Annotated in this window: 25 protein-coding genes and 1 pseudogene; 5 read left to right on the top strand and 21 right to left on the bottom strand. The window is 68.5% G+C overall.

What is annotated here, in order from left to right; all coding sequences use genetic code 11:
- Window positions 1-40 precede the first annotated feature (40 nt).
- From miaA to RAC81_RS01360, 13 genes are all read right to left on the bottom strand, one after another.
- Window positions 41-979, bottom strand: a complete 939-nt coding sequence (gene miaA / locus RAC81_RS01420; RefSeq protein WP_375080657.1) for a tRNA (adenosine(37)-N6)-dimethylallyltransferase MiaA — start codon at window positions 977-979, stop codon at window positions 41-43.
- Window positions 976-2523: a tRNA (N6-isopentenyl adenosine(37)-C2)-methylthiotransferase MiaB gene (miaB, locus tag RAC81_RS01415; RefSeq protein ID WP_375080656.1), complete on the bottom strand. Its 1548-nt coding sequence runs from the start codon at window positions 2521-2523 to the stop codon at window positions 976-978. Before miaB ends, miaA begins: the two co-directional genes overlap by 4 nt.
- 87 nt (window positions 2524-2610) lie before the next feature.
- Entirely contained in the window at window positions 2611-3195 is a 585-nt protein-coding gene (locus tag RAC81_RS01410) for a regulatory protein RecX (protein ID WP_375080655.1), read from the bottom strand.
- A gap of 428 nt (window positions 3196-3623) precedes the next feature.
- The gene (recA, locus tag RAC81_RS01405) at window positions 3624-4670 is read right to left on the bottom strand and encodes a recombinase RecA (protein ID WP_096715854.1); all 1047 of its coding nucleotides are present in this window, start codon (window positions 4668-4670) and stop codon (window positions 3624-3626) included.
- A 270-nt stretch (window positions 4671-4940) separates the two neighbouring features.
- On the bottom strand, window positions 4941-5165 hold the full coding sequence (locus tag RAC81_RS01400) for a DUF3046 domain-containing protein (RefSeq protein ID WP_375080654.1): 225 nt from the start codon (window positions 5163-5165) through the stop codon (window positions 4941-4943).
- 21 nt (window positions 5166-5186) lie between these two features.
- On the bottom strand, window positions 5187-5495 hold the full coding sequence (locus RAC81_RS01395) for a helix-turn-helix domain-containing protein (protein ID WP_144877397.1): 309 nt from the start codon (window positions 5493-5495) through the stop codon (window positions 5187-5189).
- 141 nt (window positions 5496-5636) lie between these two features.
- Window positions 5637-6116, bottom strand: coding sequence for a CinA family protein (locus RAC81_RS01390; RefSeq protein ID WP_375080653.1), 480 nt, complete (start codon window positions 6114-6116; stop codon window positions 5637-5639).
- Entirely contained in the window at window positions 6113-6688 is a 576-nt protein-coding gene (gene pgsA / locus RAC81_RS01385) for a CDP-diacylglycerol--glycerol-3-phosphate 3-phosphatidyltransferase (RefSeq protein ID WP_375080652.1), read from the bottom strand. Before pgsA ends, RAC81_RS01390 begins: the two co-directional genes overlap by 4 nt.
- The gene (locus RAC81_RS01380; protein ID WP_375080651.1) at window positions 6688-9411 is read right to left on the bottom strand and encodes a DNA translocase FtsK 4TM domain-containing protein; all 2724 of its coding nucleotides are present in this window, start codon (window positions 9409-9411) and stop codon (window positions 6688-6690) included. Before RAC81_RS01380 ends, pgsA begins: the two co-directional genes overlap by 1 nt.
- Window positions 9412-9588: 177 nt before the next feature.
- Entirely contained in the window at window positions 9589-9975 is a 387-nt protein-coding gene (locus RAC81_RS01375) for a GNAT family N-acetyltransferase (RefSeq protein ID WP_375080650.1), read from the bottom strand.
- A gap of 67 nt (window positions 9976-10042) precedes the next feature.
- Entirely contained in the window at window positions 10043-11719 is a 1677-nt protein-coding gene (locus RAC81_RS01370) for a ribonuclease J (RefSeq protein ID WP_375080648.1), read from the bottom strand.
- 68 nt (window positions 11720-11787) lie between these two features.
- Window positions 11788-12765: a 4-hydroxy-tetrahydrodipicolinate synthase gene (gene dapA, locus RAC81_RS01365; protein WP_251585518.1), complete on the bottom strand. Its 978-nt coding sequence runs from the start codon at window positions 12763-12765 to the stop codon at window positions 11788-11790.
- A 27-nt stretch (window positions 12766-12792) separates the two neighbouring features.
- Complete coding sequence (locus tag RAC81_RS01360; RefSeq protein ID WP_375080647.1) at window positions 12793-13212, bottom strand: EF-Tu/IF-2/RF-3 family GTPase; 420 nt, start codon at window positions 13210-13212, stop codon at window positions 12793-12795.
- A gap of 36 nt (window positions 13213-13248) precedes the next feature.
- Here RAC81_RS01360 and RAC81_RS01355 point away from each other — a divergent pair, with 36 nt between their 5' ends.
- Window positions 13249-13791 carry an NUDIX domain-containing protein gene (locus RAC81_RS01355; protein ID WP_375080646.1) on the top strand — a complete coding sequence of 181 codons (543 nt, stop codon included), beginning with the start codon at window positions 13249-13251 and terminating at the stop codon, window positions 13789-13791.
- Between the two features lie 13 nt (window positions 13792-13804).
- Here the strand turns inward: RAC81_RS01355 and RAC81_RS01350 are convergent, their stop codons facing one another.
- From RAC81_RS01350 to RAC81_RS01340, 3 genes are read right to left on the bottom strand one after another with little or no spacing between them, the layout of a single operon-like run.
- Entirely contained in the window at window positions 13805-14566 is a 762-nt protein-coding gene (locus RAC81_RS01350) for an SDR family NAD(P)-dependent oxidoreductase (RefSeq protein ID WP_375080645.1), read from the bottom strand.
- A complete protein-coding gene (locus RAC81_RS01345; protein ID WP_375080644.1) occupies window positions 14566-15042 on the bottom strand; it encodes a dihydrofolate reductase in 477 nt (158 codons plus the stop codon). The genes RAC81_RS01350 and RAC81_RS01345 overlap by 1 nt, the downstream gene beginning before the upstream one ends.
- Window positions 15039-15848 (bottom strand): thymidylate synthase, encoded by an 810-nt coding sequence (locus RAC81_RS01340; protein WP_375080643.1) that lies wholly within the window; start codon window positions 15846-15848, stop codon window positions 15039-15041. Before RAC81_RS01340 ends, RAC81_RS01345 begins: the two co-directional genes overlap by 4 nt.
- A 96-nt stretch (window positions 15849-15944) precedes the next feature.
- Between RAC81_RS01340 and RAC81_RS01335 the strand changes: the two genes are divergently transcribed.
- The 3 genes from RAC81_RS01335 (at window position 15945) to RAC81_RS01325 (ending at window position 17385) form a co-directional block, all read left to right on the top strand.
- The gene (locus tag RAC81_RS01335) at window positions 15945-16355 is read left to right on the top strand and encodes a thioredoxin family protein (protein WP_375080642.1); all 411 of its coding nucleotides are present in this window, start codon (window positions 15945-15947) and stop codon (window positions 16353-16355) included.
- Between the two features lie 20 nt (window positions 16356-16375).
- Window positions 16376-16876, top strand: coding sequence for a DUF4395 domain-containing protein (locus RAC81_RS01330; RefSeq protein WP_375080641.1), 501 nt, complete (start codon window positions 16376-16378; stop codon window positions 16874-16876).
- Between the two features lie 83 nt (window positions 16877-16959).
- On the top strand, window positions 16960-17385 hold the full coding sequence (locus RAC81_RS01325) for an OsmC family peroxiredoxin (RefSeq protein WP_096715840.1): 426 nt from the start codon (window positions 16960-16962) through the stop codon (window positions 17383-17385).
- A 9-nt stretch (window positions 17386-17394) separates the two neighbouring features.
- Here RAC81_RS01325 and RAC81_RS01320 read toward each other — a convergent pair whose 3' ends face one another.
- From RAC81_RS01320 to RAC81_RS01300, 5 genes are all read right to left on the bottom strand, one after another.
- The gene (locus RAC81_RS01320; protein ID WP_375080639.1) at window positions 17395-17829 is read right to left on the bottom strand and encodes a hypothetical protein; all 435 of its coding nucleotides are present in this window, start codon (window positions 17827-17829) and stop codon (window positions 17395-17397) included.
- Window positions 17829-18569, bottom strand: coding sequence for a 4-hydroxy-tetrahydrodipicolinate reductase (gene dapB, locus RAC81_RS01315; RefSeq protein ID WP_375080638.1), 741 nt, complete (start codon window positions 18567-18569; stop codon window positions 17829-17831). The genes RAC81_RS01320 and dapB overlap by 1 nt, the downstream gene beginning before the upstream one ends.
- A gap of 58 nt (window positions 18570-18627) precedes the next feature.
- A complete protein-coding gene (locus RAC81_RS01310; RefSeq protein ID WP_375080637.1) occupies window positions 18628-19230 on the bottom strand; it encodes a histidine phosphatase family protein in 603 nt (200 codons plus the stop codon).
- Between the two features lie 80 nt (window positions 19231-19310).
- On the bottom strand, window positions 19311-20336 hold the full coding sequence (locus RAC81_RS01305; protein ID WP_251585530.1) for an aldo/keto reductase: 1026 nt from the start codon (window positions 20334-20336) through the stop codon (window positions 19311-19313).
- 218 nt (window positions 20337-20554) lie between these two features.
- Window positions 20555-22831, bottom strand: a complete 2277-nt coding sequence (locus RAC81_RS01300) for a polyribonucleotide nucleotidyltransferase (RefSeq protein ID WP_375080636.1) — start codon at window positions 22829-22831, stop codon at window positions 20555-20557.
- 377 nt (window positions 22832-23208) lie between these two features.
- On the opposite strand from RAC81_RS01300, the pseudogene RAC81_RS01295 reads away from it, so the two are divergent.
- Window positions 23209-23785 (top strand): annotated as a pseudogene (locus RAC81_RS01295) (UDP binding domain-containing protein).
- Window positions 23786-23797: the final 12 nt, after the last annotated feature.

The raw sequence follows: 23797 nt of genomic DNA, 5'->3' as shown, positions 1-23797 counted from the left end.
GCATGGGCGTCGGACATTCGTCTTCCGAGGCCAGGCACCGTCAGTCCGAGAGGAGCGATCGCGCCTCGATGGGCGCATGGTGCCATTCGAGATCGGCGTACCGCTTGAACCAGGAGACCTGTCGACGTGCGTATCGACGCGTGAGCGCCTGTGTCTGCTCGATCGCCTCGCGTTCGGAGAGCTGCCCGTCGAGTTGCGCGAGGGCTTGGGCATACCCGATCGCTCGGCGAGCGGTCACGCCGCGCTCCAGCCCGCGCGAGCGGAGGCCGGCGACTTCCTCGACGAGACCCGCTCGCCACATCCGCTCCACGCGCTCGTCGAGGCGCTCGACCAGGCGCGACCTGTCGACGTGCAAGCCGACGATACGGGTGTCGGGATGCCAGAGCGCAGGCTCCGACGGGAGTGCGGCCCCATGGGTCTCACTCCCCTGCTCGAGCACCTCGAGGGCTCGCATCACTCGTCGCGCGTTCTTGGCGTCGATGCGATCCGCCGTGGCGGGGTCGAGTCGCCGCAGCCGAGCGAGCAGCGCGTCGAGTCCGCTGTCGTCGAGTTCTCGTTGGAGTCGCTCGCGGACCGCGGTGTCACGGGGCGGGAACGCGAAGTCGAAGACGACGCTCGAGACGTACAGACCGGATCCACCGACGAGGATCGCGTCGCCGCCACGGGAGTGGATGTCAACCGCCGCAGCGCGTGCCAGCGGCTGGTACCGGGCCACGGCTGCTTCCTCGTCAACGTCGCACACGTCGAGGAGATGGTGCGGGATGCCGCGACGCTCGTCGACCGTCAGCTTCGCCGTGCCGATGTCCATTCCTCGGTAGAGCTGCATCGCATCGGCGTTGATGATCTCCGCGTGGTTACCTCGCGCACGCAGAGTCTCGGCGAGGTCGAGGGCGAGATCGCTCTTCCCCGTGCCTGTCGCGCCGACGATTGCCCACAGCTTCGGAGCACCCGGGCTCGTGGTGTCGTTGTCTTGGGTCACACGCCGACGCGAAGCGTGGGGAAGCCGAGCGATACCGCTCGTGCTCCGCCGGACGCCGCCGGAGCCGGTACGGCGCAGGACTCCGCCTGGGCGCGATCCCACGCGTCACCTCCGCGCGTTCGGCGGATGCGCAGGGGCGCGCCGGTCGGATCGTCGGCGAGCAGGTGGAACGGCGCGGCGTGGCTGATGGTCACGGTCACGACGTCACCCGGACGCGGCAGATCGGAGCCGGGGGTCACCTCGAAGTGCACGAGGCGGTTGTCCTGCCCGCGACCGGTGAGGCGGTGGGTCTCGGCATCCTTCTTGCCCTCGCCCGTCGAGACCAGCACCTCGACCTCTCGGCCGACCTGCTTCTGATTCTCCTCGAGGGAGATGCGCTCCTGCAGCGCGATCAGGCGGTTGTAGCGCTCCTGGACGACGGCCTTGGGAACCTGGTCTTCCATCGTGGCGGCCGGGGTGCCCTCGCGGATCGAGTACTGGAAGGTGAAGGCACTCGCGAAGCGCGACTGCTCCACCACCCGCATGGTGTCTTCGAAGTCCTCGTCGGTCTCGCCCGGGAATCCGACGATGATGTCGGTGGTGATCGCCGCGTGCGGAATCCTGTTGCGAACGCGCTCGAGGATCCCGAGGAACTTCTCGCTCCGGTAGGACCGCCGCATGGCCTTGAGGATGCGGTCGCTGCCTGACTGCAGGGGCATGTGCAGTTGGGGCATCACGTTCGGGGTCTCCGCCATGGCGTCGATCACGTCGTCGGTGAAGGCCGCGGGGTGGGGGCTCGTGAAGCGCACGCGCTCGAGCCCCTCGATCTCGCCCGTCGCACGGAGCAGTTTGCCGAAGGCCTGTCGATCTCCGAACTCGACACCGTAGGAGTTCACGTTCTGTCCGAGCAGCGTGACCTCGATCGCGCCGTCTTCGACGAGCAGTCGGATCTCGTTCAGGATGTCGCCGGGGCGGCGGTCCTTCTCCTTGCCGCGCAGGCTGGGCACGATGCAGAACGTGCAGGTGTTGTTGCAGCCGACGGAGATCGACACCCACCCGCTGTGCGCGGAGTCGCGCTTGGTCGGGAGCGTGGACGGGAAGATCTCGAGTGACTCGAGGATCTCCAGCTCCGCCTCTCCGTTGTGACGCGCGCGTTCCAGCAGTCCGGGGAGCGAGCCCATGTTGTGCGTGCCGAAGACGACGTCGACCCAGGGGGCCTTGTCGAGCACGGCCTGCTTGTCCATCTGGGCGAGGCATCCGCCGACGGCGATCTGCATGCCTTCCTTGCGCCGCTTCACGGCAGCGAGCTGTCCGAGTGTGCCGTACAGCTTGCCCGCTGCGTTGTCGCGCACCGCGCAGGTGTTGATGATGACGACGTCGGCTTCGCCGCCGGCCTCTGCCCGGACATAACCGGCGCTCTCGAGCGAACCGGAGAGACGCTCCGAGTCGTGCACGTTCATCTGACAGCCGAAGGTGCGCACCTCGTAGGAGCGCTGCCTGCCGTCGTGGTCGATCGCCGCCGACGACGAGGAGATGATCGTCGGCTCGCTGCGCGGGATAGTCATGATGAACCCATTCTACGAGCGTGTCGAGAGGAACCACGCGGCGCTCGAGTGAGCGCGCGCGGACATCGAGCACGTGATCGCGGTGAGTCAGTCCGAGTCGACGAAACGCACACCGCCGGAGCCGCGACCAGAGACCTCCGTCAGCGCGGTCTTCGCCGCAACCATGGCGACCCCGCCGCTGTAGCCGCGTCGCGCAAGCTGCCCGACGAGTCGGCGGAGCGCCGTGTCGGCATCGAGCCTGGCCAGGGATCTCGCCTTGGTCCGCGCGAACTCGAGGGCGCGCTCCGCGTCGTCATCCGGCAGCTCTTCCAGAGCGGCGTCGATGACCTCGCGGGGGATCCCGCGCTGCGCGAGCGCGCGAGTGAGAGCCACGCGCCCCTGCCCCTTGCGTTGCACTCCCCCGGTGACGAGTTGCTCGGCGAGAAGCGCATCGTCGAGGTAGCCGCGTCGCTCGAACTCCGAGACGACATCGTCGATCTGATGCGCGTCGAGACGTCGTCCGTCGCTCTCGAAACCGCGCAGCACGAGACGAGCTTCGGATACCGACAGTGATCGTGATCGCAGCTTGCGCACGAGCAGCTCCTCCGCTGCCGCGCGCGTCTCCTCATCGCTCTGATGAGACCGGGCACCCGCTGCACCCGCTTCGGATGCGTCGCTCGAAAAATCGAGCACGGCGTTGAGCGGACGCAGACGGGGAGTCCGTCCTGCCGCACCCCGCGCAGGATGACGGTCGCTCGGAGAGCCACCTGATTCCTCTTCACCCGCGGAGTGCGTGCGATCGTTGCCATCCCACGTCGACCGCCAGAGTCCCGCGTCCCCCGTGCGCCGGGGCACGACGGATTCCGCTGCGCGCCGCTTCTCATCGGAACGGTCGGTGGCCGTAGTGCTTCGAGACGGCCTGTGATCGTCCGTGCGGTGGTTCTGGTCGCCCGCTGAATCCGAGCCCGAAGTCCCGCGCCGGCCGCCGAAAAGCGGGGTCACGGGAGCGAGCCGCTCGGACTCGCCCCCATGGTCAGTCATCGCCCACTCCGGTCATCAGAGCACTCGGTTCTCATCAGAGCCCTCGGTTCCTCGGCCGTCGAACTGCCTCCGCATGGCTATTACGCGGGGCGGCGCTCAGCGAGCTCGTCGCCGGGAGCGGCAGCAGCCGGTCCGCCGATCCCGAGCTTCTGCTTGATCTGCGTCTCGATCGTGAGAGCGATGTCGGGGTTCTTGATCAGGAACGTGCGGGCGTTCTCCTTGCCCTGTCCGAGCTGATCGCCGTCGTAGGTGTACCACGATCCCGACTTCTTCACGATCCCGTGGTCGACGCCGAAGTCGATGAGACTGCCCTCGCGGGAGATGCCGACGCCGTAGAGGATGTCGAACTCCGCCTGCTTGAAGGGAGGGGCCATCTTGTTCTTGACGACCTTGACCCTGGTGCGGTTTCCGACAGCGTCGGTGCCGTCCTTGAGGGTCTCGATGCGCCGGATGTCCATGCGCACAGACGCGTAGAACTTCAGCGCCTTTCCACCGGCGGTGGTCTCCGGCGATCCGAAGAACACACCGATCTTCTCGCGCAGCTGGTTGATGAAGATCATCGTCGTGTTGGTCTGGTTGAGACCACCGGTCAGCTTGCGGAGCGCCTGCGACATCAGGCGGGCCTGGAGACCGACGTGCGAGTCTCCCATCTCGCCCTCGATCTCGGCGCGGGGCACGAGGGCCGCGACGGAGTCGATCACGATCAGGTCGATCGCGCCGGAGCGCACGAGCATGTCGGCGATCTCGAGCGCCTGCTCACCTGTGTCGGGCTGCGAGACGAGCAGCGCGTCGATGTCGACGCCGAGCTTGGCGGCGTAGTCGGGGTCGAGCGCGTGCTCCGCGTCGATGAATGCCGCGATGCCGCCGGAGCGCTGGGCGTTGGCGATCGCGTGCAGCGTGAGCGTGGTCTTACCCGAGGACTCGGGTCCGTAGATCTCCACGATGCGGCCGCGCGGGAGTCCGCCGACGCCGAGAGCGACGTCGAGAGCGATCGATCCGGTCGGAATCACGGCGACGGGTGCGCGCTCGTCACTGCCGAGCCGCATGACCGAGCCCTTTCCGAACTGCCGGTCGATCTGAGCGAGTGCGGTCTCGAGGGACTTCTCGCGGTCTGCGGGTGATGGCATGACGTGCTCCTTATGCTCGCGTGGTGCCGCCTGTAGGCTGTCGCGGTCGTCCCGGGATCGGGACGAACTCTCCGACAAGGCGTATGGCTCTTCGGCCTGTTCTCACCGTACGAGGGGCCACCGACATTGCATCGCGTGGGCCAGTGAACGGGGAGAACGAGATCTCCGAACCACTTGTGCAGAACGTTACGCCCATATCGAACACATCTTCGACGACACGCCGATGAAGACGTCGCGAATCTCGAAGCCGCTCCGTTCCGCCGTCGCGGCTCAGCGCTTGCGCGGCTCGAGCCGGCCGGCGCCGTGGCGGCGCTCGAGAGGCACATCCGTCTCGGCGCACAGCGCGAGCCAGATGTCGCGCGGAGGAATCCCCGCGTCCAAAGCATCCTCGGCCGTGCGACCGGACAGCTGCGTCAGCACGAGATCACTCACCAGTGACGACGCACGCCCACCGAATTCTGCCTCCACAGCGCGGAGGAACTCACTGCGACGCATGGAGGGTCGAAGAACCCGGCGTCAGTGGAGCGAGAGCTCGGGTTCGACGGCGGCCACAAGGTCGTCGGGGACGACGTCGGGGAACACCTGGATGCCCTCGAGAACCGAGATGCGGTCGCCGACCTCGCGCATGATCGTCGAGATGGGCACATCGAGGGCGTCCGCGACCGATGCGAGGATCTCGCTGGACGCCTCCTTCTGACCGCGCTCGACCTCGCTGAGGTATCCGAGGGCGACGGACGCCTTGCTCGCGACCTGTCGGAGCGTCCGCCCCTTCTGAAGACGGAAGTCCCTCAGAACATCGCCGATTTCCTGCCGTACGAGAATCATCGGAACCTCCTCCCAGATCGCCAACTCGAGGTCTCCCCCGATGGAATCGTCAGTCTAGTCGTATCGACTGTCACAGAATCTACCCTTGCACGCTGTGCTTTCGGTGTGAGCACATTTATGACAACGGGCACGTCCGTCTCGCTATTCCCGCGTCATCCGTCGGAGCAGCGAGAGCACGGCATCCACCGATTCGGCGCGGATCCTCGCGCGGTCGCCGTCGAATCGGAACGACTCGCTCGCCGAGCTCTCCGGGGTCACGACCGCGACGTGCACGGTGCCGACGGGCTGACCGTCGGGCGAGCCCGGTCCGGCGATGCCGGTCGTCGCGATCCCGACATCGGCTGGTCGCCCGACGCCGACGGCGTGCCGCACACCATCGGCCATCTGCAGCGCCACGCGCGGGTGAACGGGCCCGTGCGCCGCCAGCAGCGCCTCGTCGACTCCGAGCAGAGAGTGCTTGACCGGAGTCGCGTAGGCCACGACGGCCCCCCAGAGCGCTGCCGAGGCGCCGGGGACACTCACGAGCTCCGCCGCGACGGCGCCGCCCGTCAACGACTCGGCCACGCCCAGCGTCCATCCGCGGGCGGAGAGGGCCTCGACGACGTCGGAGGCGATCGTCACGCCGACCGCCTGGACCCTCTGACCTGGGCGACGATGTAGTCGATCCCGCTCGCAACCGTGAGGATCAGAACGATGATCATGAGCACGGCCGTGACGAGCACCCATGGCCAGAGGCCGACCACCACGTGCAAGGGCAGCAGCGCCCACCCGAGAGCGACACCCTGCACGGCAGTTTTGAGCTTGCCCATCCACGCCGCTGCGACCACGTGCTCCCTCGCGACCATCAGGCGGTGGATGGTGATCCCCCACTCACGCACGAGGATGACGACCACGACCCACCAGTTGAGTTCGGCGAGGATCGCCAGGCCGATGAAGCCGGCCCCCGTGAGGAGCTTGTCGGCGATCGGATCCCAGAGCTTGCCGAAGTCGCTGACGATGTCGTAGCGCCGGGCCAGGTAGCCGTCGACCCAGTCGGTGGAGATGGCCACGATGAAGAGGATCGCCGCGATCCAGCGCACGGTCAGATCGGCCAGGCCGTACGTGCCGCCGAGCAGGAGCAGAACGAAGAACAGGATCGCGAGCGGGATGCGGGCGACCGTGATCGCGTTGGGCAGCTGCCGAGGAATCGCCATCAGTCGCGTCCCGTCAAGCCCCAGGCGTCTTCGTCCCCCTCGGCCTCGACGACGGGCAGTCCTTCGAACTGCGCCTCCACGGGGTCGCGCTGGACAGAGGTTCCCGCAGCGGTTCCCGCAGCGGCCGGCGCTGCAGGGGCCGCGCCAGAGGGCGCCGGCACGTCTTCGCCGCGGAGCTTCGCCATGACCTGCGGAAGCTGCTCAGGGGTCGCGAGCACATCCCGAGCCTTCGATCCCTCCGACGGGCCGACGATCTCCCTCGATTCGAGCAGATCCATCAGGCGTCCTGCCTTGGCGAAGCCGACGCGCAGCTTGCGCTGCAGCATCGACGTGGAACCGAACTGCGACGACACGATGAGCTCGGCCGCGGCGAGGAGGAGTTCGAGGTCGTCTCCGATGTCCTCGTCGACCTCCTTCTTCTTGCTCGGCTCCATGGCCTCCTGCACGTCCGGCCGGTACTCGGGACGAGCCTGCCGCGTGACGTGCTTGACGACCGCGTCGATCTCCTTCTCGTCGACCCACGCACCCTGCAGGCGGAAGGGCTTGGACGACCCCATGGGCGAGAACAGGGCGTCACCCTGACCGATGAGCTTGTCGGCGCCGGGGCTGTCGAGGATCACGCGGCTGTCGGTGACGCTGGTGACGGCGAAGGCGAGACGGGATGGGACGTTGGCCTTGATCAGACCCGTCACGACGTCGACGCTCGGGCGCTGCGTGGCGAGGACCAGGTGGATACCTGACGCACGGGCGAGTTGGGTGATGCGGACGATCGAGTCCTCGACGTCACGCGGAGCGACCATCATGAGGTCGGCCAGCTCGTCGACGACCACCAGCAGGTACGGGTACGGCTTGAGCACGCGTTCGCTGCCGACCGGCACCTCGACCTCCCCGGCGCGGACGGCCCTATTGAAGTCGTCGATGTGGCGGAACCCGAACGACGCGAGATCGTCGTACCGCATGTCCATCTCCTTCACGACCCACTGCAGCGCCTCGGCGGCCTTCTTCGGGTTCGTGATGATCGGCGTGATGAGGTGCGGAACGCCTGCGTAGCTGGTGAGCTCGACGCGCTTCGGGTCGATCAGGACCATTCGCACGTCCGAGGGACGCGCGCGCATGAGCAGGCTCGTGATCATCGAGTTCACGAAGCTGGACTTACCGGAACCGGTCGAACCGGCGACGAGGAGGTGCGGCATCTTCGCGAGGTTCGCGACCACGAAGTTGCCGCCGACGTCTTTGCCGACGCCGATCGTCAACGGGTGCGTGCTCTTGTGTGCTGCCTGCGAGCGGAGCACGTCTCCCAGCGCGACCGTCTCACGGTCGGTGTTGGGGATCTCGATCCCGATGGCGCTCTTGCCCGGGATCGGCGAGAGGATGCGCACGTCGTTGGATGCCACGGCGTACGCGAAGTTGTTGCTGAGCTGCAGGATCTTCTCGACTTTGACGCCGTGCCCGACCTCGACCTCGTACTGGGTGACCGTCGGACCCCTCGAGAAGCCCGTGACCTTGGCATCCACGTTGAACTGCGAGAGCACGCTCGTGATCTGCTCGACGATACGGTCGTTCGCCTCAGAACGGGCGACCGAGGGCGGACCCTCCGCGAGCACGCCGGGCGACGGGAGGATGTACGGCGCGACCGGAGCCTGCGGTCCGCCATCGCCCGGGCCGTCGGTGCCGAACCCGTCGAGACCGGGGAGCTCGGGCATCTCGCCGGTGTCCGACTCGTCGTCGAGGAGCGCCGTGGTCTGCTGCTCCGCGAGGGCGTCGGTCACCGAGCGCACGTCGGACAGGACCTCCGTCGCCGCATCGTAGGGGTTCGCGACCGTCACGGCCTGGTCGTAGGCGGGAGTGGCCTCCTGGGTTCCGAGGAGCGCCGTGATGTCGTCGGAGCCCAGGGTCCCTTCATCGGGATCCTCCTCGCGACCGGTCTTGTTGCGCCGCCACCACGGCAACACGTCGGGGTCGTCGACCTTGTCGGCGTCGTCGATCGCTGCGGCATCCTTCACCGGCTTCTCGGTGCGCTCGGCGTCGAACATCCAGGCGTAGAGATCGCCGAGGCGCTGTCCGATGCGGTTCGGCGGCGTCTTCGTGAGGATCAGGATGCTGAGCACCACGAGGAGCGACAGCACGAGGTACGCCGGGATGTCGGTCAGGTACGTCAGGGGCTGCCCGACCAGCCACCCGAGCAGGCCGCCGGACTCGCTGAGAGCCGGCATGCCCTGGTTCGGATGCGGTCGAGGACCCGCCACGTGGAAGATGCCGGACAGCGCGAGCACGAACATCCCGAAGCCGATGCCGATGCGTCCGTTGTCGTGCACCGAGGAAGGATGCCGGAAGAGCCATCCGGCCAGCAGCAGGAGCAGAACCGGCATGATGAATGCCACCCGCCCGACGAACAGGCCGACGGAGTACGCGCTGATGTTCGCGGCGACCTCGTTGCCGATGAAGAACCACTCGTTCACCGCGCCGGCGATCGCGAGCAGCACGAGCAGGAACGGGAAGCCGTCGCGGCGGTCGTCCTTCTCGAGGGTCTCGGGTCCGAAAGCGCGGAAGAGACCGCCGACGCCGTGGGCGAGACCGCCCCACGCACGCACGATCACCGGAGGCTTGTCCATGTCGTCGATGTACTTCTTCGGTGCGGCCTGAGCCTTCGGAGCGGCCTGGCGCTTCGGGCGCGACGACGCGCCGCTCGAAGCGCGCTCAGTCTTGGTGGTACTCCTGGCCATGCTTCCACGGTACGACCAACCTCCGACGATGCCGCGTAATGACGCGGCACTCGCGGCATCCGCGACGCACCCGTCAGACCGTCGCCCTGACCATCGTCTCGCGGGATCCGGTCGACCCGACGACGGAGAACCCCTCGGCGCGGTAGAGGTTGCGGGCGAAGTTGTCGCGTTCCACGCTCAGATCCGCGCATGCCCCTGTGATCCCGCGAGCTCCACGACTCCGCGCAGCAGGGACCGGCCCACCCCGCGCGCCCGCCAGAGCGGGTGCACGCCGATGATGAGCTCCGGCACTGCGACGCCGACGAAACCGAGCCCCGGCTCGTTCTGCGGGAGCATGCGGTACCAGGCGGCTCCGATCGGCACGTCGTCGGGATCGATCGCCACGAGCCCGTCGTCGGCCGTCCGCTTCCAGCCGGCCAGGTAGCGACGATGCTCAGCGGAGGCGAGCACCTCGTGTCGAGGCCGCAGCCCGCCCGCGCGCCAGTTCGCGGCCTCGACGAGCATGTCGCCGAGGAACTTCGCATCCGTCTGGACGGCTCTGCGGGACGTGAAGGCCCTGTACATGTCCGGAGCATAGGGCGCGCGTGTTACGCCGGGATGTCGGCGACCCGTGAGTGCGAGCGGACCGCCGTCACGCCTCGATGACGAGCGGTACGATCATCGGACGACGGCGCAGCTTCTGGTTGACCCACCGGCCGATCGTGCGACGCACCACCTGCGACAACGCGTGCGTGTCGCGGACGCCGTTGCCCGATGCCTCCTTGAGAGCGGCGACGATCTTCGGCGAGACGTCCTCGAAGACCGAGTCGTCCTCGGCGATGCCTCGCGCGTGGATCTCCGGCCCGGAGATGATGCGCCCGGTCGCGGCATCCACGACGACGATGACCGAGACGAAGCCCTCCTCGCCGAGGATGCGGCGGTCCTTGAGGTCGGCGTCTGTGATCTCGCCCACGGTCGAGCCGTCGACGTAGACGAAGCCGAGGTCGAGCTGTCCCGCGACGCGCGCGTCGCCGTCCTTCAGGTCGATCACCGTGCCGTTCGACGCGATGATCGTCCGCTCGCCGGGGATCCCGGTGTCCTGCGCGAGCTTCGCGTTCGCCATGAGGTGCCGGTACTCGCCGTGCACGGGGAGGACGTTCCTGGGCTTCAGGATGTTGTAGCAGTAGAGGAGTTCGCCGGCGGCCGCGTGGCCGGACACGTGCACGCGGGCGTTGGCCTTGTGCACGACGTTCGCGCCGAGCTTCGTGAGTCCGTCGATCACGCGGTACACGGCGTTCTCGTTGCCCGGGATGAGGCTGGAGGCGAGGATGACGGTGTCGCCCTCGCTGATCTCGATCGCGTGGTCGAGGTTCGCCATGCGGCTGAGCACGGCCATCGGCTCGCCCTGCGACCCGGTAGACATGTAGACGATGCGGTCGTCCGGAAGATCGCGCGCCTTCTTGAAGTCGATGAGCACGCCGTCCGGCACCTTGAGGTATCCGAGCTGTTCGGCGATCGTCATGTTCCGCACCATGCTGCGTCCGAGGAACGCGACGCGGCGGCCGTGGGCGTGAGCCGCGTCGATGACCTGCTGCACACGGTGCACGTGGCTGGAGAAGCTCGCGACGATCACGCGACGAGGCGCCTTCGCGATCACCTGGTCGAGCACCGGGCCGATCGACCGCTCGGTCGGGGTGAAGCCGGGCACGTCGGCGTTCGTGGAGTCGACGAGGAACAGGTCGACGCCCTCCTCCCCGAGGCGCGAGAACGCACGGAGGTCCGTGATGCGACCGTCGAGAGGCAGCTGGTCCATCTTGAAGTCGCCGGTGGCGAGCACCATGCCGGCCGGCGTGCGGATCGCGACCGCGAGAGCATCCGGGATCGAGTGGTTCACGGCGACGAACTCGAGGTCGAACGGACCGACCTGCTCGCGCTGGCCCTCGGTGACCGTGAGCGTGAAGGCCTTGATGCGGTGCTCCTTGAGCTTCGCCTCGACCAGCGCCAGGGTGAGGCCGGACCCGATCAGCGGGATGTCGCTCTTGAGACGCAGGAGGTACGGCACGGCGCCGATGTGGTCTTCATGACCGTGCGTGAGCACGACGCCGACGATGTCGTCGAGCCTGTCCTTGATCGGCTCGAAGTCGGGCAGGATCAGGTCGACGCCCGGCTGGTGCTCCTCGGGGAACAGCACTCCGCAGTCGACGATCAGGATCTTGCCGTCGAACTCGAAGATGGTCATGTTGCGGCCGACCTCGCCGAGTCCGCCGAGCGGGGTGACGCGCAGCGTACCCCGTTCGAGGTCGGTGGGATCTGCGATCGGGATGGACATGCGCTCTCCTCAGTCGGACGCTTCCCACGTCCGGTCGTTCATGGTGTCGCGGCGCACCGCGACCGATGTCAGCGTGTCGTGCCGTGCACCTTCGGCAGGGCGCCGCCCGCAGCCGCGTTGCGGTCGGGGCGGAAGTTCGAGAAGTCTGCACCGGGGACGTCCTTGACGAGGTCGAGCTCGTCCTCGATCAGGGCGGCCTCCCACTCCTCCGGCCCGACGAGCGGCAGACGCACGCGCGGGCTCGAGATGCGACCGAGCCCGTGCAGGATGTACTTCGCCGCGACCGTGCCCGGTACGTGGGTCATGACCGCGCGGACGAGCGGCTCGAGGCGCTTGTGCTCGGCGGTCGCGGCCGCGAGGTCGCCGCGGTTCACGGCATCCACGATGGTCCGGTAGGGCGTCGCGGCGATGTTCGCGGTGACGCCGATCATGCCCGTCGCGCCGATCGCGAGGTGCGGCAGCACGTTCGCGTCGTCGCCGGAGAAGTACATGAGGTCGGTCTGGTTGAGCACGCGGCTCACCTCGGAGAAGTCGCCCTTGGCGTCCTTCACCGCGAGGATGTTCGGGTGCTTCGCGAGACGCAGGATCGTCTCGTACTTGATGGGCACGCCCGTGCGGCCGGGGATGTCGTACAGGATCACCGGGAGATCGGTGGCGTCTGCGACGAGCCGGAAGTGCGTGAGGATGCCGGCCTGGGTCGGCTTGTTGTAGTAGGGCGTGACGATCATGATGCCGTCGGCGCCGGCCTTCTCGCTCGCCTTGTAGAGCTCGATCGCATGGGCGGTCTCGTTCGAGCCGCCACCGGTGATGATCTTCGCGCGACCGGCCGAGACGGACTTGCCGACCTCGACGAGCTTGAGCTTCTCGGGGTCCGTCAGGGTCGAGGTCTCGCCGGTCGTTCCGGTCACCACGATGCCGTCCGCCCCAGCGGTGATCACGTCATCGATGTGCTTCTCGACGGCGGGCCAGTCGACTTCGCCGTCGGCGGTCATGGGGGTGACCAGCGCGACGAGAACCTGTCCGAAGGGGTTGCCCGAGTGCGTCATGATCCCAGCGTATCGGTCGGCCGGGGTTCACGCCGACGCTGCGGGTCGGATGACGTCGCCTCGACGCACGTCGAGCGGATCGCTCAGCAGGATGCCGGCGAGTTCGCCTACCGTGGCCTCGCTCGCGCGCTTCCGGAACATCTCGATGCCCTTGATGCTCGTCGTTCCCGCGACCGCTCCCTCACGCACGACGTCGATGACGTCGTCGACCCGGAGGATGCCGCTGCGCACCTTTCCCGTCGCGATCCGACCACGCCCCGTGATGGTGAACACATCCTCCACCTCGAACTCCGTGGCGCTCACGGCCGTCGAGAGGTCGCCGGCGGGGCGCACGGCGGCTCCGTCGGCCGTCATCGCTGCGAGACGCGCAGCCTCCGCCTCGTTGTAGTGCCGCAGCATCTCGTTCGCGTCCTGCGCCTCGCGTTTCCTGCCGAACAGCCATCCCATGACTCCGATCCTACGGAGACGCATAGGCTCTGACTCATGAGCTGGATCACGCACGATTCGTCGACGGTGTACGAGAACGCCTGGATCTCGGTACGCGAGGATCGCGTGACGGGGCCGGCCGGAGAGGGGATCTACGGCGTCGTGACGATGCGCAATCCGGCGGTGTTCGTCGTCGCGGTCGATGACCAGGACCGCGTGTGCCTCGTCACGCTCGAGCGCTACACGACGGGGCGGTCGATCGAGGTACCGGCCGGCGGCAGCGACGGCGAGGAGCCGCTCGTCGCCGCGCAGCGGGAGTTGGCGGAGGAGACCGGTTTCGAGGCGGCCGACTGGACGCGGATCGGCGCGATGAACGCCCTCAACGGCATCGCGGACGCCCCGGAGCACGTCTTCCTCGCCCGCGATCTTCGCCCGATCACGGGCGCCGACGCCCGCGCGCAGGACGAGGAGGGAATCGACGCGGTCGCCTGGGTCCCGTTCGCGGACGTGCTGGCCATGATCGCCGACGGGCGCATCACGGACGGCGAGACCGTCGCCGCGATCGCCATGGCCGGAATCCGGCTCGGTCGATTCCGCTGAGCCGGGCCGGACGTCAGACGCGTCCTCGCCGGGCGATGCGGGACGTGAGGGAACTCGGCAGCACGCGCGTCAACGCGACCAGCGCCTTGTAGCGCAACGACGGGATCGACACCGCCCTCCCTCGTGCCGCGTCGCGAAGACCCTCGCGCACGACGTTCCGCGCGTCGAGCCACATGAACGCCGGCACGCCCTCCTGCCCCGGGGGAAGCCCCATGCGCTCGTGGAAAGAGGTGTGCGTGAACCCCGGGCACACTGCGGTCACACTCACGCCGTCGGCGGCGTACTCGGTGTTCGCCCAGCGGCTGAAGCCGATGAGCCAGCTCTTGCATGCGGAGTACGTGGAGCGGGAGATGAATCCGGCCACGGAGGCGACGTTGACGATGCGTCCGCCGCGGCCCCGCATCGTCTGGAGGGCGGCATGCATGAGTCGCATCGACGCCTCGACGTGGACTCGCAGATGCCGCACCTCGTCGTCGATGTCGTTCTCGGCGAACTGCAGAGGCAAGCCGAATCCGGCGTTGTTCACGAGCAGGTCGACCGGGTCGTCGGCATCGCGCAGTCGCGCCGCGACGCTCTCGACCCCCGCCTCATCCGCCAGATCGGCGACGAGCACCTCGACCGCGACGCCGTGCTCGCTGCGCAGATCGGCCGCGAGTTCCTCGAGAGCGTCGGCCGAGCGCGCCACGAGCACGAGATCGGCACGGCGACGCGCGAGCTGACGGGCGAACTCCTGGCCCAGGCCGGCACTGGCACCGGTGATCAGCGCGGTGGGCATCAGCGCTCGTACCCCAGGAAGCGGTAGCGGATACCGGTGCGGGAGGTCTGCCACTCCCCTTCGTCGACGACGCGCCAGCCCGCGGTCGACGGCGCGAACGCGTCGCCGTCGACCTCGAGATCGAGCTCCGTCACCTCGAGGCGGTCGGCGTCGCCGATCACCTGGCGGAAGATCTCGGCACCTCCGATGATCCAGACGCGGTCGTGGCCGCGCACGGCATCCGTCACCGTCGCCGCGCGATGCGCACCCTCTGCCGACCAGTCCTGCTGGCGGGTGATGACGACGTTCTCGCGGCCCGGCAGAGGGCGGAAGCGCTCAGGAAGCGAGTCCCACGTCTTGCGCCCCATGATCACCGGGGCGCCCATCGTCACATCCTTGAAGTGAGCGAGATCCTCGGGGACGTTCCACGGCATGCCGCCCTCGGCGCCGATGACACCGCCCGCCGCCTGCGCCCAGACCAGCCCGACCCAGGTCATACCGCCACCGCCGCGCGGATCGGAGCGTGGTGCTGGTAGTCCTCGACGACGAAGTCGTCGTACTCGTACTCGAGCACCGAGTCCGGAGTGCGCGCGAACCGCAGCGTCGGATACGGGAAGGGCTCGCGGGTCAACTGCTCGCGCACCTGCTCGAGGTGGTTGTCGTAGATGTGGCAGTCGCCGCCGGTCCAGACGAAGTCCCCCGGCTCGAGACCGACCTGCTGCGCGATCATCATCGTCAGCAGCGCGTAGGAGGCGATGTTGAACGGAACGCCGAGGAACAGGTCGGCGCTGCGCTGGTACAACTGGCAGGACAGGCGTCCGTCGGCCACGTAGAACTGGAACAGCGCATGGCACGGCGCCAGCGCCATGTCGGGGATGTCGGCCGGATTCCAGGCCGACACGATCAGACGGCGGGAGTCTGGCGTCTGACGGATCTGCTCGATCACCTGGGACAGCTGATCGATGCTCTCGCCGTCGGGCGTGGGCCACGAGCGCCACTGCACGCCGTAGACAGGCCCGAGGTCACCCTCGGCATCTGCCCATTCGTCCCAGATGGTCACGCCGTGCTCCTGCAGCCACCGCACGTTCGAGTCACCGCGGAGGAACCACAGCAGCTCGTACGCGATGGACTTGAAGTGCACGCGCTTCGTGGTGATGAGCGGGAACCCCTGAGAGAGGTCGAAGCGGATCTGTCGACCGAAGACGCTCGTGGTGCCCGTCCCCGTGCGATCGGACTTGTGCGTGCCGTGCTCCAGCACGTCGCGGAGCAGGTCTTCATACGGCGTCGGGACGGCTGCGCTCATGACAGTCAGACTACCCGCCGCGGGCGACATCGGACCCGTCCGTCACGGTCGGAAACATCGCGTCCGCCCCGCCCGCAGCGGGTTTACGCTCGACCCATGTCACCCGGACTCGCGCTCGCCATCGCGGGAGCACTCGTCATCCTCGCGATCGTCGCGGGGTTGGTGGTCCGTGCGCGAGACGGCCGCCGCAGCGCAGCCGGCGGCCTCCGGTTCAACCCCTCCGACGGAGGCACCCCGCTCGCGGAGCGTGCCACGCTCGTGCAGTTCAGCACCGAGTTCTGCACCCGCTGCCCGCAGGTGCGGCGTCTGCTGACCTCCTACGCCGATCAGGACGACTCCGTCGTCCACGTCGAGGTCGACCTGACGCATCGCCCGGACCTGTCAACGCGATACCGGGTCCTGCAGACCCCCACGACCTTCGTCGTCGACCGATCGGGCGCCGTCCGCGCCCGGTTCCACGGCGTGCCGCGCCCCGCGGCCCTGACCGAGGCACTCGCCGCCCTCTGACGCGGCAGACAGGAGCAGAGATGAGCACTCCCGCCGGCATCGACCCCCGCGGACCGCGCTTCGCCGCCACCATCACGACCGCGCTGCTGCTCGTGGCGACCTTCCTCGGCCTCGTCGGCACCTCGCCCGACGCCGCTGCGTCGACGCTGGGGCAGCGCGCCCTCGACCCCGCCTTCCTGCTGACGGTCGTCATCGCCGCGCTGTTCCTGTGGAGCGTCGTCTCGCCCTCGACCGCCCCCTGGGGCGCGATCTTCCGCCGATTCGTGAGGCCGCGACTGAGCCCGCCGTCGGAGCTCGAGGACCCTCGGCCTCCGCGCTTCGCCCAGGGCGTCGGCCTGTTCGTGGTCACGGTCGGCCTCGTCCTCCACCTGCTCGGGGTCGCATGGGCCCTGCCCATCGCCACGGCGGCGGCCTTCATCGCCGCGTTCCTCAACGCCGTCTTCTCACTGTGCCTCGGCTGCCAGCTCTACCTGCTGCTCCAGCGAGCCGGTCTCCTCGGACGCTCGGCGACCACAGCCTGAGCCGGTTCCCTCCCGCCTGCCCGCTCGGTAGGCTGACCGGACACGCGACCCGCACACCGCGCATCGCGAGAACCGGAGGAATCATGCCCGTCACCAGCGAAGCCACCACCACCTGGACCGGATCCCTCGCGGAGGGCTCGGGCACCGTCGCCTTCTCGTCGTCGAACCTCGGCACCTTCCCCATCGACTGGAAGGCCCGCAGCGAGGGCAGCGACACGACCACCACGCCCGAGGAGCTCATCGCCGCCGCTCACGCCTCGTGCTTCAGCATGGCTCTCTCGCACGCCCTCTCGGAGAACGGCACCCCGCCCGAGCGCGTGAACACGAGCGCATCCGTGACCTTCAAGCCCGGCGTCGGCATCACCGGCAGTCACCTCAACGTCAATGCCGTCGTGCCCGGACTGTCTCCAGAGGCCTTCCAGGAGATCGCGGAGGGGGCGAAGACCGGCTGCCCGGTCTCACAGGCTCTCGCCGGCATCGACATCACCCTCGAGGCGACGCTGGCCTGACCCCGGGTCTCAGCGGCGGGCGAGCCTGATCGCCGACCGGATGCTCGCGCGCGCATCCTTCCGGTGCCCCGACGCGTCCTGCACGACGCCGAGCCGGTACCGTGCCCGCCAGTCGTCGGGCGCGGCATCCGCCTCCGCCTCGTAGCGGGCGATCAGCGGAGCGGCATCCTCGGCGCGGAGCCGGCCGCTCGGAGTCAGCTCGGTCTCGGCCTCCGGCATCCCTCCCTCAGCGTCCAGCGTCCGCCCGAGACGGTCCGCCGCAAAGCCGAACTGCATCTCGCGCACGAGCGCCCAGGCGCCGAGCGGTGCGAGCACGAGCAGCGCGATCCCCATGCCGATCGACACGCCGGTGCCGACGGCGAAGAACATGACTGCGAGCCACACGGACACGGCGAGATAGACCAGCAGCGATGCGGCCATGAGGCCGACTCCGATGCGCGACATCACGAGCGGATGCCGATGTCGATCATGCTCTCGAGTCCGATCACCACGCCGGTGGCCTGCGCCGCGTACGGCACAGCGAGGCGGATGCCCGGCGCGTAGGCCAGAGCGGGCTCGACGGTGTCGTGCACGAACGAGAGCGACTCCCCCGGGCCCGACAGGACGACCTCCTGCTTGGCGATCACCCCGGGTCGTCGCAGCGAATGCACGGGGACCGTCGCGACCTGCTGGCCACGCGCTCGCTGGTCGGCGTGCGGGGCGCTGACAGGTCCTCTGTCGGCGCGCGCCGCAGCGATGAGTTCGGCCGTGCGCACGGCGGTGCCGCTGGGCGAATCGACCTTGCGCTCGTGATGCGCCTCGACGATCTCGGCCGAAGGGAAGAACGGAGCCGCTGCCGCCGCGAGAGCCGAACCGAGGACCGAGCCGAGCGAGAAGTTCGGGATGAACACGACGCCGTTCCCGGCGTCGTCCACGAGCGGACGCACCAGCGCGATCCGCTCGGCCGACCACCCCGACGTCGCGACCAGCACGTTGATGCCGCGCTCGACCGCCGCCCGCACGACATCGATGCTCACCTGCGGGGTCGTCGCGTCGACGACGAGGTCCGCACCGTCGATCTCGGCGAGGTCGCTCGACGACGTGAGCACGCGGCTCACCTCGAATCCCTCCAGCCCGTCGATCACCGCGTGGATGATCGAACCCAGCTTCCCGGTTCCGCCGACGAGAGCTACCTGCGTGGTCATGGGTCGAGTCTATTTCGCGGGCGGACGCCTGCCCGGCGGCTGGCCGTGCAACGTCGTATCAGACCGGCATCGTGTCGGGGATGCCGGTGCGCAGCTCGACCGGAAGATGCCCCGTGTCGTTGTGGGTGAGCAGCGTCCAGGGGCGTCCCTGCTTCTGCGCGATCACGGTCAGGCCGCAGTGCGATTGGTTCAGCGTCATCCACCGCCACTCGGGAGCCCCGAGCACCTCCCTGACGAACCAGGAGATCACGAAGTTGTGAGTGATCAAGACCTCGTGCACGTCACCGGGTTTGCGCACGAGGAATTCGTTGACGGCATCCGCCATCTGCGCGCGGCCGGCCTCGATCTCGGCATCCGTGATCGAGCCGAAGAACGGCTCGAAGACCGCAGGGGTCTCTTCCGTCATCCCGGTCGGCACGCAGTCGAAGAGCAGGGCGGTCGGCTCCGGGTCGACCGACGGGAGACGGGCGGCGATGGCCCGCGCCGTCTCGTTGGCCCGCAGCAGCGGTGAATGCCACACGGCGTCGAGCGGAAGACCCGACAGGCGGTCGGCGATGAGCTCGGCCTGACGGGCTCCGCGCGGAGAGAGCGGACCGTCGGCGAGACCGTGCTCGGCATCCTGATGTTCGCCGTGCCTGACCAGGTAAATGTAGTGCGTCACAAACTCGCTCGCTTCATCGACAGCATCCGTCGGGATCTCCCCCAGCCTATGTCAGGTCTGTGAGAGAGGCGGGAGGACGCTCAGTTGCCCGCGCGAGTCAGGTCGGCGACCTGCACGCGAGACAGACTCACACCGGCACCCTGCATGAGCTCATCGACGTGCTCGGTCGCGAACGTGTTGACGATGGGAGCGGCGACAGTGCGCTGCGCGAGCAGCCAGGCGACGGACACGGCGGCGACCGGCACGTCGAGCTCAGCGGCGACCTGGTCGAGGGCCTTGAGGATCTTGGTGCCGCGGCGGTTAAGGTGCCCGCGCAGCTGCTCGCCGCGCACGCCCCTCGAGGTCAGCGCCTTGCTGCGGTGACGACCGGAGAGGAAACCGTGCTCGAGCGCGTGCGAGGGCGTGACGGCGAGGTTCTGGGCGCCGGCCACGAGTCGCAGGTCGCCCTCGAACGGCTGGCGACGCACGAGGTTGTACGGCGAGTCGATGACCTGAATTCGGGGGTAGCCCGCTGAGGCGAGGATGCGCGCCTCGACGAGACGCTCCGGTGCGAGTCCGAAGGCACCGAGCGCACCGATCTTGCCCGCCTCGGTCAGCCACTCCACCGTGGCGAGCGTGTCTTCGAGGTTGGTCGTGCGGTCGAGCGTCGCATCGAGGTAGAGCACGTCGATGCGCTCGACGCCCAGTCGTGTGAGCGACCCCTCGACGGCGCGGACCAGATTGACCGACCCGAGCCCCGGGTTGTCGGCGTGCGCACCGATCCGCACGCTGAGCAGAGTGCGGTCGCGGCGGCCGCGCGAACGCAGCCACTGTCCGATGATGTGCTCGCTGCGCCCGCCGGAGAACCCGTCGGCGGTGTGTATGGCGTTGCCGCCGAACTCCACGTAGCGGTCGAGGATGCCATGGCTGGTCTCGAGGTCGACGTTCCAGCCGAACTCCGCCGCGCCGAGCATCAGCGGGAAGGTGTCGAAACCGGTCTCACCGAGCGGCACCCGGATCGACTCGCCGATTCCGGGGCCCACGATCGGGATGGGAGCGGAGGGATGTTCCGCGTCGTGCGGGGCGCGCTCTGCGGAGGCGCCTGCGCCTACGCTGAACAACCGCATCTTCCTCACCCCCGCGTCGATCGAAGCTTCCGATCTCCGTCACTGCCTGGTCTGCACCCCCCGGTGCGTACTTCGAGGGTATGCGATGACCGCGACCCCGCCGGCCAATACGGGGAACGGCGAGGGAACTTCCCATAACGGTTTGGTCACGCCTCTGCACGACGGAACCCGGGCCCGTCATCAAGACGGACCCGGGTTCGATGTCGCAGCGGCGATGCTTACTCGGCCGCGGCCTCCTCGGCGGGAGCTGCACCCTCGGCAGGGGCGTCGTCGAGCACGGGCTCGAGCGAGAGCTTGCCGCGGTCGTCGATCTTCGTGATCTTCACGAGGATCTTCTGGCCGACGGAGAGGACGTCCTCGACGTTCTCGACACGCTTGCCACCGGCGAGCTTGCGCACCTCGGTGACGTGCAGCAGGCCGTCCTTGCCGGGAAGCAGCGAGACGAAGGCGCCGAACGTGGCGATCTTCACGACGGTTCCGAGGAACTGCTCGCCGACCTCGGGGTTGGTCGGGTTGGCGATCGCGTTGACCTGGGCACGGGCGGCCTCGGCCGAAGGGCCGTCGGTCGCGCCGATGTAGACGGTGCCGTCCTCCTCGATGGAGATCTGCGCGCCGGTCTCGTCCTGGATGGCGTTGATCGTCTTGCCCTTCGGGCCGATCAGCTCACCGATCTTGTCGACCGGAATCTGCACGCTGATGACGCGAGGCGCGGTGGGCGCCATCTCGTCGGGGGCGTCGATCGCGGCGTTCAGGACGTTGAGGATCGTCAGACGTGCGTCGCGGGCCTGGGTCAGCGCGCCGGCGAGCACCGACGACGGGATGCCGTCGAGCTTCGTGTCGAGCTGGATGGCCGTGACGAACTCGCTGGTACCGGCGACCTTGAAGTCCATGTCGCCGAGCGCGTCCTCCGCACCCAGGATGTCGGTGAGCGCCGCGTAGCGGGTCTCACCGTCGACCTCGTCGGACACGAGACCCATCGCGATACCGGCGACGGGAGCGCGCAGCGGCACACCCGCGTTCAGCAGCGACAGGGTCGACGCGCAGACCGAGCCCATCGACGTGGAGCCGTTCGAGCTCAGCGCCTCGGACACCTGACGGATCGCGTACGGGAACTCCTCGCGGCTCGGCAGCACCGGCACGAGCGCGCGCTCGGCCAGGAAGCCGTGGCCGATCTCGCGACGCTTCGGCGAACCGACGCGGCCGGTCTCACCGGTCGAGTAGGGCGGGAAGTTGTAGTGGTGCATGTACCGCTTGCTCGTCGTGGGCGACAGCGAGTCGATCTGCTGCTCCATCTTGAGCATGTTCAGCGTGGTGATGCCCAGGATCTGGGTCTCTCCGCGCTGGAAGATCGCCGAACCGTGGACGCGCGGGATGACCTGCACCTCGGCGTCGAGCGGACGGATGTCGGCGAGGCCGCGACCGTCGATGCGCGAACCCTCGGTGAGGATGCGGCCGCGCACGATCTTCTTGGTGACGGACTTGTACGCAGCGGAGAACTCGAGCGGAGCAGCGGCAGGCAGGTCGCCGGCCTCGGTCGCCTCGATGAGCTCGGCCTTGACCCGATCCTTGATAGCGTCGTCGGCGGTCTGGCGCTCGGTCTTGTCGGCGATCTGGTACACACCGACCAGCTCGTCGTACGAACGGCCGGCGACGAAGTCGTAGACCTCCTGGCTGTAGGCCGGGAAGACCGGGTAGACGCCCGGCTCCTTCGACGCCGTGGCGGCGAGCTCGGCCTGAGCCTTGACCAGCTGCGCGATGAACGGCTTCGCGGCCTCGAGGCCCTCGGCGACGACGTCCTCGCTCGGCTTGGTGGCGCCGGCCTTGATGAGGTTCCAGCTGTTCTCGGTGGCCTCGGCCTCGACCATCATGATCGCGACGTCTTCGGTGCCGTCGGCCTTCGTGACGACGCGACCCGCGACGACGAGGTCGAACACGGCCTCGTCGACCTGCGCGGCGGTCGGGAACGCGACCCACTGGTCGGCGTGCTCGCCGTGACCGGGGATGAACGCGAGGCGGACACCGGCGACCGGGCCGGAGAACGGCAGGCCGGAGATCTGGGTCGACGCGGAGGCCGCGTTGATCGCGAGGGCGTCGTAGAACTCGCCCGGTGCGATCGAGAGCACGGTGATGACGATCTGGACCTCGTTGCGCAGGCCGTCGACGAACGACGGACGCAGCGGACGGTCGATCAGACGGCAGACGAGGATCGCCTCGGTGGAGGGACGGCCCTCACGGCGGAAGAACGAGCCGGGGATCTTGCCTGCGGCGTAGGAGCGCTCCTCGACGTCGACGGTCAGCGGGAAGAAGTCGAAGCCTTCACGCGGGTGCTTGCCGGCGCTGGTGGCCGAGAGGAGCATGGTCTCGCCGTCGAGGTAGGCGGCGACAGCGCCCTGCGCCTGCTGCGCGAGGCGGCCGGTCTCGAAGCGGACGGTGCGGGTGCCGAAGCGGCCGTTGTCGAGAACGGCCTCGGTGGCGGTGATTTCAGGACCTTCCAAGAGGTCTCTCCTTCTTTGTTTAGACTCGCGGACCCGTGTGATGCGCGAGCGTGTTCATGAAGGAGCGGAATCGTCGGGGTTCGGGCGCGCGGGCACTCCCGCGAACATCGCCTGCGCTGGCCACCAGTAGAAAGCCACCCGACGACGCCCGCCGAGGAACCCACCACAGGGGACCAGCTTCTCCGCCGATCGCTCCATGAGTCGATATGAAATTGTGCCGACGATAGACGTCGACCTCTCACAGCCTATCAGCGCACCCCGTGATCGCCTGCGAACAACGACCCACCGTGCGCCCGCCGTCGACCGGCCACCCGCCGGTCATCCCCTGTTCACGCACCGGACGCCGGGCCGTGGGGCGCGTGGGCTGTGGTGTGTGGATGCGCATGTCAGTCATCGGTTGCGGGTACCTCGGTGCCGTGCACGCCGCAGCCATGGCCTCGATCGGACACGACGTGATCGGCATCGACGTCGATGAGGGAAAGATCGATGCACTGCGCCGCGGATCGGCGCCGTTCTTCGAGCCGCAGCTCGACGAGCTGCTGCAGCAGGGAAGCGCATCAGGCCGAGGCGAAGCCGCGGGATTCCTCCGCGAGGTGGACGGCATCAACATGCGGCGGAGGGACCGCGCCGTGCGGATGGTGGTCGACGCCCTCGGCGGTCTCGTGTTCGGACGCCGCATCGCCGTGCTCGGCGCAGCCTCCAAGCCCCGCCGCGCTCGACAACGCCGCGGCCGCGCACCCGCAGCTCGGATATGCGGCGGAGCGCGACGACGCGCTCCGCGACGCTGACGCGGTCGTCGTCGTCACGGAATGGGACCTCCGCCGCCGCGAGCTCACGCCGGAGCACGCGGGCTCGCTCGTCGCGGGTCGCGTGATCGTCGACGGTCGCAACTGCCTGGATGCCGCGGCCTGGCGGGCAGCGGGCTGGGTGCACCACGGCATGGGCCGCCGCTGACCCGGCCACTCC

Source organism: Microbacterium sp. CR_7, from assembly GCF_041954755.1.
In the GTDB taxonomy this organism is placed as follows: Bacteria; Actinomycetota; Actinomycetes; order Actinomycetales; family Microbacteriaceae; genus Microbacterium.
Note: the sequence above shows the minus strand (reverse complement) of the source record. Positions and strands in the feature narration are given on the sequence as shown.